This is a genomic window from Streptomyces ureilyticus, assembly GCF_011045025.1.
GTDB lineage: Bacteria > Actinomycetota > Actinomycetes > Streptomycetales > Streptomycetaceae > Streptomyces > Streptomyces ureilyticus.
The window spans coordinates 1-11899 of record NZ_JAAKZX010000257.1; the positions used below are offsets into that span (position 1 = coordinate 1).

General features: G+C 67.9%; 10 protein-coding genes and 3 pseudogenes. 8 read left to right on the plus strand and 5 right to left on the minus strand.

Annotated features, from left to right (window positions below; genetic code table 11):
• Window positions 1-576 (plus strand): hypothetical protein (locus tag G6048_RS42285; protein ID WP_206342815.1); only part of this gene is annotated, 576 nt, incomplete at its 5' end.
• A 37-nt stretch (window positions 577-613) separates the two neighbouring features.
• Window positions 614-1019, plus strand: a pseudogene (locus G6048_RS50480) (ADP-ribosylglycohydrolase family protein); the annotation flags it as partial.
• A gap of 305 nt (window positions 1020-1324) precedes the next feature.
• Here G6048_RS50480 and G6048_RS42295 read toward each other — a convergent pair.
• Window positions 1325-2061: pseudogene (locus G6048_RS42295) on the minus strand (dienelactone hydrolase family protein).
• Between the two features lie 150 nt (window positions 2062-2211).
• Between G6048_RS42295 and G6048_RS42300 the strand changes: the two are divergent.
• Window positions 2212-2706: pseudogene (locus G6048_RS42300) on the plus strand (ADP-ribosylglycohydrolase family protein); the annotation flags it as partial.
• A gap of 259 nt (window positions 2707-2965) precedes the next feature.
• Here G6048_RS42300 and G6048_RS42305 read toward each other — a convergent pair.
• Both G6048_RS42305 and G6048_RS42310 read right to left on the minus strand, forming a co-directional pair.
• A complete protein-coding gene (locus G6048_RS42305) occupies window positions 2966-4084 on the minus strand; it encodes a fatty acid desaturase family protein (RefSeq protein ID WP_165344928.1) in 1119 nt (372 codons plus the stop codon).
• A gap of 7 nt (window positions 4085-4091) precedes the next feature.
• Entirely contained in the window at window positions 4092-5147 is a 1056-nt protein-coding gene (locus tag G6048_RS42310) for a ferredoxin reductase (protein WP_165344929.1), read from the minus strand.
• An 86-nt stretch (window positions 5148-5233) separates the two neighbouring features.
• Between G6048_RS42310 and G6048_RS42315 the strand changes: the two genes are divergently transcribed.
• A complete protein-coding gene (locus tag G6048_RS42315) occupies window positions 5234-6373 on the plus strand; it encodes a PucR family transcriptional regulator (protein WP_165344930.1) in 1140 nt (379 codons plus the stop codon).
• A gap of 641 nt (window positions 6374-7014) precedes the next feature.
• Here G6048_RS42315 and G6048_RS42320 read toward each other — a convergent pair.
• Entirely contained in the window at window positions 7015-7398 is a 384-nt protein-coding gene (locus G6048_RS42320) for a hypothetical protein (protein ID WP_165344931.1), read from the minus strand.
• Window positions 7399-7843: 445 nt separating this feature from the next.
• Between G6048_RS42320 and G6048_RS42325 the strand changes: the two genes are divergently transcribed.
• Window positions 7844-9040 carry an RNA-guided endonuclease InsQ/TnpB family protein gene (locus G6048_RS42325; protein WP_165344932.1) on the plus strand — a complete coding sequence of 399 codons (1197 nt, stop codon included), beginning with the start codon at window positions 7844-7846 and terminating at the stop codon, window positions 9038-9040.
• A gap of 13 nt (window positions 9041-9053) precedes the next feature.
• On the opposite strand, the gene G6048_RS42330 is transcribed toward G6048_RS42325, so the two are convergent.
• Window positions 9054-9446, minus strand: coding sequence for a hypothetical protein (locus G6048_RS42330; protein WP_165344933.1), 393 nt, complete (start codon window positions 9444-9446; stop codon window positions 9054-9056).
• Between the two features lie 212 nt (window positions 9447-9658).
• Between G6048_RS42330 and G6048_RS51655 the strand changes: the two genes are divergently transcribed.
• The 3 genes from G6048_RS51655 to G6048_RS42340 all read left to right on the plus strand — a co-directional run.
• The gene (locus G6048_RS51655) at window positions 9659-9925 is read left to right on the plus strand and encodes a class I SAM-dependent methyltransferase (protein ID WP_328828583.1); all 267 of its coding nucleotides are present in this window, start codon (window positions 9659-9661) and stop codon (window positions 9923-9925) included.
• 81 nt (window positions 9926-10006) lie between these two features.
• Window positions 10007-10486, plus strand: coding sequence for a hypothetical protein (locus tag G6048_RS50490; protein WP_235991008.1), 480 nt, complete (start codon window positions 10007-10009; stop codon window positions 10484-10486).
• Window positions 10487-10637: 151 nt separating this feature from the next.
• Window positions 10638-11899: NF041680 family putative transposase (locus tag G6048_RS42340; protein ID WP_165344934.1), on the plus strand; the 1262-nt coding region annotated here is incomplete at its 3' end.

Here is an 11899-nt window from a genome sequence, read left to right on the forward strand (position 1 = left end):
GTGTCAAGGATCAGCGAAGTAGGCTCCGGACCGATACCTCATCGGGCGGAGGTGCTCGGCACGGTACGGACAGGCGAGCCGTTCACCGTGACGGTCGTGGACAGCAACGACCCCGCCGACGACCCAGACCGTTGGCAGTTCACCGTACGCAGCGTGACCTGCGGCAAGCCGCTGGCCCCCGCCGTCATGGCCCATGCAGCCGAGTCGATCGGCTCGCCCACCCCCACTCCCACACCCGAGGCCGGCAAACAGTTCTGCGTCGTGGCCATAGACGCGCTCAACGTCGGCAAGAGCGAGGCGGTCTGGAACGCCGACGACTCGGTGAGCCTGAACGTCGGCGACACCCGATACACCCCGTCGGATGAGGACGCCGACTACGCCTTGGACTACGCGCAGTACTACGCCGATAAAGGACAGACGGGACCGACGTTCGGGCGCAACCCGGGCAGCCGGGGACCGGCGCACGGGGTCTACCAGATCCCGACAGGACAACAGCCGACCAGCATCTGGGTCACCGGCTCAGCCATCACCTCGATTGACGGCGTGGAGCCGGGCTATCTAGTGCTCCTCAAGTGAGGCGCATCGTCGGCACGGCGCGGATAAACCTGCGCGAATGAAGCGGATTCAGCGAGCGGCCGGCGCGGTCGTCGGCTCAGCGGTGAGCGACGCCCTGGGCGCCCCCTTCGGGCTTGGCCCCCCCGCGAGCGTTCTCCGCGCGGGTTCCCGCGCCCGGTGCCGGTGGCGAGATGTGCGGAGGCGGTGGCTGGGACCCCGGCGAGGCCACTGACGACACGCAGGTGGCCGTCCTGGTCGCGGAGTCCCTCTGGAGCGGAGCGGACTGGATCTGCCGGACATCTTCGCCCGCTTCCAGCGGTGGGCGGCATCAGAACCGAAGGACATCGGCTTGCAGACCGAAGACGTCCTGACCACCGGCATGCCCTGGGACCTGGCCGCCGCGATTCATTTCCAAGTCAACCAACGAGCAGCGGGAAACGGCTGCTTGATGCGGGCATCTGGGGGTCCAGCCGAGATACGCGCCAAAAGGGGCAAGGAGCTGATCTTGATGCGACTTCGCACGTGGTCAGCACAGTGAGGCCGCAGTAAATGCGTAGACCTCGCCCTGGCGGCGGAGCGGACCGCCGCAGGTCGCGAGGATCACGGCAGGGGCTCCGTCGCAGTAAATCCGTTATTTACTGCGGCAGTTGCGAACGCGTCTCCGCGATCGAGCATCCGCCCGAATGTGGTTCTGCTGTGGGGACCTTGAGGGGAGGGGACTGTGAGTGCCCAAGGCGGACCGGGCCTGGCGCCCGGCTGTTCGCCTGGGTCATGCCCGCAGGTCTTCCGTCACGGGCAGGCACTCGGCGAGCAGGTCGACGACGTCGCGCCAGGCTCGCTGCGCGTGCTGTGGGTGGTAGCCGACGCCGGGGACCGTGGGGTGGTCGACCGGCGGGTGGTGGAAGGCGTGCAAGGCGCCGCCGTAGACCGCGAGGCGCCAGTCGACGCCTGCGGCCTGCATCTCGGCGGTGAACGCGTTCCGTTGTGCGGGCGGCATGATCGGGTCTTCCGACCCGACGCCGGCCCACACCGGGCAGCGAATGCGCGCTGCCTCGCCCGGTCGGCCCGTGGTCAGTGCGTTGACTGTCCCGATCGCGCGCAGGTTGACGCCGTCGCGCCCGAGTTCCAGCCCGACGGCGCCTCCGGTGCCGTAGCCGATGGCGGCGATCCGGTCGGGGGCGGCCCGCGATTCGGTGCGCAACACGTCGAGCGCCGCATGGCCGATGCCCCGTATCCGGTCGGGATCAGAGAGCAGTGGTATGCAACGGGCCAGCATCTCATCGGGGTCGCCCAAATAGCGCCCGCCGTGAAGGTCGAAGGCCAGCGCTACGTATCCCAGCTCGGCGAGAGCATCGGCCCGGCGGCGCTCGACGTCGCTGAGCCCCATGCCTCTGGTCCGAGCAGCACCGCGGGTCGGCGGTCGATACCGGCCGGGAGCGCGAGGTGCCCGATCATCGTCAAACCGTCGGCCGGGTACTCGACCGTACGCGTCGTAATCGTCGTCATGAGACTGGACTGTAGTGATCGTCGAGCCCCGTCCGGCCGGTGTTCTGCCGCTGGCAGAACAGTGCCGTGTCCCTCTGAAATACGGGCCGAGCGCTCAGGGCTTCAAGATCGTCTCGTTGCCCCTTTGGCGCGTACCTCGGTCACAGCCCATCTACCTCCGCGGTTCACTTCGCACCCGCCGGCCAGGAAGCCACCATGGATGCGGCCCACCGCATCGCCGCCCTCACCCACGGCGACCGCGCGGCCTGGAAGGGCAGCGCGATCTTCCACGAACTCATCCGCCTCACATTCGAGGACACCGACCCCCTCGCCGCGCTCCCGGACATCCTGGCCCTTGTCCACCCCGGCCACCGCGGCCGCTACGCCACTGTCCTCGCGCCCCAATGGCACCCCGATCAGGCGACCGAATTCAACGGCGCCGTCTGGCCCTGCCTGGGCTCAGCCGTCTGGGCCCTGCGCACCACCACCAGCTTCGAAGACGCGATACACGCGGCGATCGACCTCGGCGGTGACACGGACACCGTCGCCGCGGTGACCGGAGGCCTCGCGGGGGCGTACTACGGGCTGCATGCATTCCCCGCCCGCTGGACCCAGCCGCTCCATGTCCCCCTCCCAGGCTTCGACGGACGGGTGCTCCACCCAGCCCGCCCGTCGGCAAACCGAGTGCGCGTACGCACCCGACCACCGGCCCGGCCATGGCAGGCCGGGGCACTGCAAACACCTCGCCGGGGGCCGTGTGCTGAGCTCCTGGCGTACGTCCGGGTAGCAGCGCAGCCGGACACTGGCTGCTCCGGATCCCGTGTCGTACGGTCTGACGTCGCGGTCGCCCACCGTCCGCAACGGATCTCACCGAACCCGGCGGTGCCGCCGGGTTCGGCCGAGAGATCTGAACCGGTACCGGGAATCAGGCGGCGACGAGCTCCTGCTCGCGGTCCGGCGTTTTGACCTTGGGCTTCTTGTTCGGCAGCGAGAGCCGGAAGACCTTGTGCCACGCGGAGAACACCTGCTTGGGCAGCGGGCCGGTGACGTATTCCAGCTCGTACTTCTCGAACAGTGCGCGCACCTTCACCGCGACCTCGGCGTACCGGTTGCTCGGCAGGTCCGGGAACAGGTGGTGCTCGATCTGGTGTGACAGGTTGCCGGTCATGAAGTGCATGGCCTTGCTGCCGCTGATGTTCGCCGAGCCCATCATCTGGCGCAGGTACCACTGGCCGCGCGTCTCGCCCTTGATCGACTGGCGCTCGAAGACCTGTACGCCCTCGGGGAAGTGCCCGCACATGATCACCGAGTGGGTCCAGATGTTGCGGACCAGGTTCGCGGTGAACGTGGCGGCGAGCGTGGGGAGGAACGACGGGCCCGACAGCAGCGGGTGGATCACGTAGTCCTTGAGCACCTGCTTGCGGATCTTGCGGCCCACGGCCTTGGCCCGCGCGCGGAACTCGGGGTTCTTGCGGCGGCGCTTGTGCAGGTTCTTGCCGAGCTCCAGGTCGTACGCTGCGATGCCGTACTCGAAGAAGCAGGCGTTGAGGAAGTTCCACAGCGGCTGGCCGAGGTGGAAGGGGTGCCACTTCTGGTCCTCGTCGACGCGCATGATGCCGTAGCCGAGGTCGTTGTCCTTGCCGATCACGTTGGTGTAGGTGTGGTGCAGCTCGTTGTGCGAGTGCTTCCACTGCTCGGCCGGCGAGACGTGGTCCCAGTCCCAGGTGGTGGAGTGGATCTTCGGGTCCCGCATCCAGTCCCACTGGCCGTGCAGGATGTTGTGGCCGATCTCCATGTTGTCCATGATCTTCGCCACGGACAGCCCGGCGGTCCCGAGCAGCCACGCGGGCGGGAAGATCGAGAACAGCAGCACGCCCCTGCTGACCAGCTCGAGCTTGCGCTGCGCCGAGATGACCTTACGGATGTAGGCGGCGTCCTTCTCGCCGCGGCCGGCGATCACCTCGTCGCGGATCGCGTCCAGCTCGCGGCCCAGCTCCTCGATCTGCTCCGCGGTCAGGTGTGCGGTGGGGTCGATGGCGGTCAAGGTGCTCCTACCGTTCGATGTCGCAGGGGCCCGCCGCGGCGGACACGCAGGTCTGGATGAGGACGCCCGGCTCGGCCTCGGTGATCTCGCCGGTGCGCAGGTCGCGGACGGCGCCCGCCTTGAGCGGCGTGACGCAGCCGAAACAGATGCCCATGCGGCACCCGGAGGGCATGAGCACGCCGGCCTCCTCGCCGATGTCCAGCAACGGCGTGGCGCCGTCCGCGTCGGCGGTCTTGCCGGTGGCGCTGAACGTGACCTCGCCGCCGTCGCCGGCGACGACGATGCTGGGGCGGAAGCGTTCGGTGTGCAGGCGCTCTTGGACGCCGTGCTCCATCCAGTGCTCTTCGGCGGCGTCGAGCAGGCCCGCGGGCCCGCAGGCCCAGGTCTCGCGCTCGGCCCAGTCGGGCACGAGTTCGTCGAGACGGGCGATGTCGAGCATGCCGTCTGTGTCGGTGTGCACCTCGGTGAGCCGCAGCTTCTTGTCCGCGGACAGGTCGTGCAGTTCGTTGCGGAAGATCACGTCTTGCGGCTGTGGCGCGCAGTGGACCATGACGACGTCGTCGACCTCGGTGTCGCGCAGCATGCCCATCACGGGCGTGATGCCGCTGCCGGCCGTCAGGTAGAGCACCTTGGCGGGCTTGGCCTGCGGCAGCACGAAGTCACCGGCCGGCTGGTCGAGCTGGATCAGCGTGCCCGGTTTGGCCCTGCGGACCAGGTGGTTGCTGACCTTGCCGTCCGGGATCGCCTTCACGGTGATCGTGACGCGGCCGTCCTGGCGGTTGGTCGGTGAGGTGAGGGAGTAGGCACGCCACAGGCGCACCCCGTCGACGTCGACCCCGATCCGCACGTACTGACCGGCTGTGTGGCCGCGCCAGCCCCGTCCCGGCCTGATCACGATCGTCGCGGCGTCACCCGTCTCGGGGTGCACGGCCTCGATGCGCCCACGCAGGTCAGCGCCCGCACGCAGCGGGCTGACCAGGTCGAGGTAGTCCGACGGCAGCAGCGGCGTCGTGACCATCTCCAGCAGTTTCCACGCCCTGCTGCGGAGGGCTGTACTCGTCATGACTCCAGCTTGCTGCGCCCAAGGCGTAAAGTCCTGACCGCAGGACGTAAATCTGGCTGACTGAATTGTTCGCAGGGAATAGAGACGTGAGTCATGCAATCCGGAGGGCCAGCGAGCTGGCCCTGGATGAGACGACGGTCGCCGCACTTCGGGCCGCGCTGAAGACCACCGCCGACGAGGTCGTCGAGGCGATCATCGACGAGGTCCCTCCCTACGCCAACGCCCTTTCGGGCCGCATGGGCGGCACCATCCGCCGAGCCGTCCGCACCGCCCTGGGGCACTACCTGGACCTCGCGAGCGGGAACGCCACAGGCGGCGACGCCGGTGACGCAGCCTACGAGCTGGGCCGCGGCGAGGTGCGCGACGGCCGTTCGATGGACGCCCTGCTCAGCGCCTACCGCGTCGGCGCCCGCGTGGCCTGGCGATGCCTGGCAGCGGGTGCCGTACCCGCAGGTCTGCCCGCCGCCGAGGTCGCCAAGTTCGCCGAGCTGACCTTCGCCTACATCGACGAGCTCTCCGCTGCGAGCGCGGCGGGCCACGCCGACGAACTGGCGGCCCGGGGGCGGGCTCATGAGCGCCACCTGGAACAACTGGTCCGCGACCTCCTCACCGACGCGAGCCCGGACGTGCTGCTGGCCTCTGTTCAACGGGCAGGGTGGCAGCCTCCGGTTTCGCTGACCGCGGTCCTGCTGCCCGCCGCCCAGGCCCGGCCTGCCTACCGCACACTTGACCCGAGCACCCTCGTCCTCGACGATCTGCCGGATGCCACCGGTGTGCTGCTCGTCCCCGATGCCGACCGATCACATCTCTTGAGGCAGATGACCGACCGCGCCGCCGTGGTCGGCCCGGCCCGGCCATGGACTCGTGCGTCCGCCTCGTACGCACGAGCCGTACGCGCGCGCTCCCTCTCCTCTGATGTTCGAGACACCGAGGACCACCTGCCCGAGCTGGTGCTGAGCGCCGACGTGGACGCGTTCGCAGACCTGCGCGCCCGAGCCCTCGCACCGTTGCGGACCTTGCCTGTCGCGACCGCGCGGCGGCTGGAGGAGACGTTGCGGGCGTGGCTGCTGCACCAGGGCAGGCGGGAGGAGGTGGCGGCGGCGTTGTTCGTCCATCCTCAGACAGTCCGGTACCGGATGTCGCAGCTGCGGGAGCTGTTTCCGGATCTCGCATCGCCACACCGGGTCCTTGAACTGACGCTGGCGGTCGGTCTTCGGGTCAACTGACGCGTACTTCGACCGTCCACGACCGCGTCCGCGAGCGGTCCAGGAATCGTGCCTCGTTCTCGGTGCTCAGCTAGCTCGTGCGGCCCGGGGAAGAGCGGTATGAGCCAGCTTAAGACCGGGGGCTGATGTGAAGACCAGACAAGGCCTCGGGAAGCCCGTCGGGGCGCTGTCTCTGAGAAGCGCGGTGGCGGATACGGCATGACTGGGTCCGGTGGACGATGCGCCGGATCGCATCGAGCATCGCGCGGTGGCAGTACGCCTCCGGCCGACCACCACGGCCGCGTATCCAGCCCGGCACCGGCAGCAGCGGCCGGACGAGAATCCACTCCTGCTGCGTCATGTCCGACGGATACCGGCGCTCGCGCATCGGGTTGTCGGCGGCGTTTCCGAACCGGTGAGCCAGACAGTCACACGCGAGAGTGGCCGAAGTGGACTCCGCCTCTGCGGTGGCGTACAACTGCGACAACAGGGCCTCCTGACGCACGAGTTGGCGTAGACACCCACCGAGCTACCAAGAGGCCCTGTTCCCATGCCCGGCACCGGCCGCGATCACCCGATCGAGACCCCGTTCGATGAACACCGCTCAAGATCGAAAAGCCAGCAGCTTCTCACACTGACATCGGATGCACGGAGAGGACTATTCAGCTTGCGTCGTCGGGCAGGACGTACTCCTTACAGTCGGCGCAGCCCTTGTGGTAGCTCTTGAGGATGGGCGAGGAGTTCACTTCCTGGTAGCCCCACTCCGCCGTGCTGTCACTGTGCCTCCAGCCGGAGTAGCGGATGTTTCCCGTGACGCGGTCCTTGTACTTGACCTTCACCCACGCATGGCCCGCGCACTCCGCGTTGTCCCACTTGTGGGATTCGGCGCCGTACTTGGTCATGGAGAACTCGTACTTCGCCGTCTTCAGGAAGCCACAGTCTCGCTCAATGTCCTTCTCGTACGTGGTCGCAGCGGCACTTGGGCCGCTGCCGAAGCCAACGAGGAGGGTTGCCGCCAGGGCGGTGGTCAGACCGATTCGGCGCATGGGTACGTGCATGGAATCCCCGATTTCATGGTCAGTTGGTCCGAACTCGATGTCGCTGCCGCGATTGTCACGTCGGCGGGCAACGGGCGGAACCTAGAATGTTCCAGGATCGGATCACCCCCTGTACCCGCGGCTGGTCCACCGGCATCCGCCGTTCCACTGACACAGTGCCAAGGTCCGCCGCACCGTCTAGCCAGCTAGTTGAGCAGGCCGCGGCAGCGCGGCTGGTTCAGCGGGTCCGGCTCGTAGAGGGCCAGAAGGCCAGCCTCGGCACGGTCGGGTGACTTCATCGGGATTCCTCCGTGGATACCCCCGCCTTCAGGCGGGGGAGGAAAGGGACTCCTGCGGAGCAGGGCAGGGAAAGCCGATTCGCCCTCTGGGCGGATCGGCGTCCACCATCAACTACCCGCATGTGGTCACAAGTTGATGTGCTAGTTGGTGAGCCATGGCCACTGGCGTGAAGCGGGCCTTCAAGTACCGCTTCTATCCGACCGATGCGCAGGCAGCCGAGCTGTCGCGCACCTTCGGATGCGTGCGCAAGGTCTACAACATGGCCCTCGCCGCCCGAACTGAGGCGTGGGCCAGGCAGGAACGGGTCAACTACAACCAGACCTCGGCCCTGCTGACGGCGTGGAAGAAGACCGAGGAACTGGCCTACCTCAACGAGGTCTCCTCGGTCCCGCTGCAGCAGGCACTGCGACACCTGCAGAACGCCTTCGCGAACTTCTTCGCCAAACGCGCCAGGTACCCGCGCTTCAAGGCGAAGAAGACCTCCCGGGCGAGCGCGGAGTACACCTCGTCGGCTTTCCGGTTCCGCGACGGCCGGCTGACCCTGGCGAAGATGGCCGACCCGCTGGACATCGTCTGGTCGCGCCCCCTGCCCGACAACGCCACGCCGACCACAGTGACCGTGAACCGGGACAGCGCCGGACGCTGGTTCGTCTCCCTGCTGTGCGAGGACCCGCGGGTCAAGCCGCTCGCGGCCACCGATACGGCCGTGGGTATCGATGTCGGCCTGGACCACCTGCTGACCCTCTCCACCGGAGAGAAGATCGCCAACCCCCGGCACGAGCGCCGCGACCGCGAGCGCCTGGCCAAGGCCCAGCGGGAGCTGTCCCGCAAGGCCAAGGGCGAGGGCGCCAACCGGCGCAAGGCCCGCCAGAAGGTCGCCAAGATCCACGCCCGGATCGCCGACCGCAGGCGCGATGTGCTGCACAAGCTGACCACTCGACTCGTGCGTGAAAACCAAACGCTCGTGATCGAGGACCTGACCGTACGCACCATGGTCAAAAACCGGAGCCTGGCCCGCGCCATCTCGGATGCCGCGTGGGCCCAGTTCCGGAGCATGCTGGAGTACAAGGCCGGCTGGTACGGGCGGGAAGTGATCGCGGTGGACCGCTTCTTTCCTTCGTCCCGGCTGTGTTCTGTCTGCGGCAGCCTCGCCGAGGCGATGCCGCTGGGCGTCCGTACCTGGACGTGTGGCAGTTGCGGCACGGCCCATGACCGGGACGTGAACGCCGCTGAGAACCTTCTGGCCGCCGGGCTGGCGGTGTCTGTCTGTGGAGCCGGTGTAAGACCTCAACGGAGTTCTCCGGGCGGGCGGTCGGCGATGAAGCAGAAAACCCCACGGCGCGAGCCGTAGGAATCCCCCTCGTTCACGAGGAGGAGGAAGTCAAGTCTCTCGCTTCATCGACTTCTTGGACTCGACCTGGTGTGAAGCTGCCGGTGTTGGACAGCAGCTTGGGAGTGGAGAGCTGCGCCGCAGTCTTCTTACCGATCCGCATCCGGATCCGGCCGCGGCCGGTGGACGGGTCGGGCTGCAGGAGGCTGCGAGTGGCGAGCCACATCTCGTCCCTCTTGTGCCACGGCCGCATGACGGCACCCGGGTCGCCTTGGCTGGGGGATTCGGACACCATGACGCCGACGATCTGTGCCTTGTGGCGGCCGTTCTCCCCCCAGCGCTCGAGCATGGACACCACGCCGTGACCGATGCCGTTGTTGTCGACCTTGACGCGGACGGGGTGCTTCGAGCCGATGGCGTCGGCCATACACTGCGCGGCGTGGATCTCCTCCAGGACCTTCTCCGCAAACTTGACCTGGTTGTCGTTGACGGCGCCGGCGGAGGCGTGACGCTCTTCGATGAGGTCGCCGACGGACCGGGCGATGGCGAACTCTTCTCTGAACTACCGGCGGCAGCGCGGCAACAGCTGCCGGCAAATCAGTGGCGTCTCCGTGGATGGGCCTCATAGCTTGTGCCTTCGTGACTGATGATCCGAAGACGCACCCGAATCGACACGGCCTCGGCCGGGTGTTCAACGAGGTGCCGGAGCTCTACGACCGGGTCCGGCCGGGATACCCCGACGAGTTGTTCGCGGACCTATGCGCCATCACCGGCATGGACAAACGGTCGTCGGTGCTGGAGGTGGGCTGCGGCACCGGGCAGGCGACGCGCTCGCTTGCAGCGCTCGGATGCTCAGTGACCGCCGTCGAGCCGGGCGCAGACATGGCCGCACTCGCTCGCCACTGAATCGCCTCCTTCCGCAATGTCGAAGTTGAGACGTCGACGTTTGAGGAGTGGGACAATTGCAGTCGACGCTTCGATGTCCTCGTGGCTGCGTCGTCGTGGCACTGGGTTGACCCGTTGATTGGCTGGCAGCGAGCGCACGACATGCTCCATCCCGGAGGCTGGATGGCGCTGCTCGGCCACGTCGTTGTCCGCCGGACGGGAGAACCGGAGGTGTATGCCGCGACCGCCGATCTCCATGAGCGGTTCTGCCCAGGGAACCCTGATTGGGGTCATCCGCCACTCGAGGAAGACGTGCGCGGTACCGACGAGGGTTGGGGCCTGGTCGACGATCCCGGAGAATTGTTCGGCCCCACGATTGTGCGCTGGTATCCAACTGTTCAGTGGTTCACCGGGGACGGCTTTGCCGATCACCTTCGCTCGTTGTCGCTGTACCGGAGACTCGATCGCGAAGTCCGTGAGCCTTTGCTCGACACCGTCGCCGAGCGGATCCGCATGCGGTTGGGCGACCGGGCATCACGCCGTTACCTGAGCGTCCTCCGTGTTGGAGGGCGCGCCCATTGAGGCCAGGGACCTGCCCCTGAACTAACCTTGATCTTTAACCTCGCACGTCATCCGACCTGCTGAAGTCTCCGGTTTCCGGGCATGCGTGACGCGGCCGTCCTCCACGCTTCGAGATGTCGAGTAACGAAGTGCGAAGGAACGGCCGCTGACGATGAGTCTGTCCACTGATGCCCCTGCCGTCGAGCCGTTGGGCGTGTTGTCCCGCTTTCGGGTTGAGTTCTACGAATGCCTCTACAGCCGTGCGGATGCGCTCTTCGAGCTGACCGATGCGGTGCTGTGCTCGGACGGTCCGGTGACGTCGCTGGTCGAGCTGACACTGACGGCCGAGCACCGGCGTGGGCACGGGGCGATGTACGACGCGGTCAACCACGGCTGGCTGGAGCCGCGCCGCCTGCGCAGGCTGCTGGCCTCCACGCCACTGCCGCGTGCCGCCGACGGGAGGATCGTGCTCGCCGTCGACGTGAGCAACTGGCTGCGGCCCGACGCCCCCACCAGCCCGGACTTGCTGTTCTGCCACGTCTATGGGCGGGGCCGCAGCGCGGATCAGTTCATCCCCGGCTGGCCCTACTCCTTCGTCGCCGCCCTGGAGAGCGGCCGCACGTCCTGGACCGCGCTGCTGGACGCGATCCGGCTCGGGCCGGCGGACGACGCGACCGCGGTGACCGCCGGCCAGCTCCGCGAGGTCGTCACCCGGCTCGTGAGAGCGGGGCAGTGGCGCCCGGGAGACCCCGACATCCTCATCGTCATGGACACCGGCTACGACGTCACCCGCCTCGCCTACGTCCTGGCCGACCTACCCGTCGAGCTGGTCGGCCGGCTCCGCTCGGACCGGGTCATGCTCCGTGACGCCGGCCCTCGCCGCTCCACTCCGCGCGGCGGGCAGCCCCGCAAGCACGGCGGTGTCCTCACCTTCGCCAAACCCGAAACGTGGCATGCCCCCGACGCCGCCACGAGCTGCGACACCGCCCGCTACGGCCGGGCCGAGGCCCTCGCTTGGGACCGGATGCACCCCCGCCTGCAGGCCCGCGGTCCCTGGCTCGACCACTGCGGTGAACTCCCGTTGATCCACGGCACGTTGATCCGGCTGAAGGTCGAGTACCTGCCCGGTGACCGCGACCCGAAGCCGGTGTGGCTGTGCTCCTCGCGCACCTCGATGACCGGAACAGACGTCGCCCTGCGCTGGCAGGCGTTCCTCCGCAGGTTCGATCTTGAACATACCTTCCGGCTGTTCAAGCAGACCCTGGGCTGGACCGTGCCGAAGGTCCGCGACCCCGCCACTGCCGACCTGTGGACCTGGCTGATCATCGCCGCCCACACCCAACTCCGCCTGGCCCGGTCCCTCGCCGAGGATCTGCGCCGCCCCTGGGAACGGCCCGCCGAGCCCCGCCGGCTCACCCCCGCCCGGGTCCGCCG

Excerpts from the sequence above, each read along its gene's own strand:
- G6048_RS42330 (WP_165344933.1), bottom strand. The coding sequence starts at position 9,446 with ATGGCCGACGCCATCGGCTCGAAGCACCCCGTCCGCGTCAAGGTCGAC.
- G6048_RS42325 (WP_165344932.1), top strand. The coding sequence starts at position 7,844 with ATGGCCACTGGCGTGAAGCGGGCCTTCAAGTACCGCTTCTATCCGACC.
- G6048_RS42320 (WP_165344931.1), bottom strand. The coding sequence starts at position 7,398 with ATGCGCCGAATCGGTCTGACCACCGCCCTGGCGGCAACCCTCCTCGTT.
- G6048_RS42310 (WP_165344929.1), bottom strand. The coding sequence starts at position 5,147 with ATGACGAGTACAGCCCTCCGCAGCAGGGCGTGGAAACTGCTGGAGATG.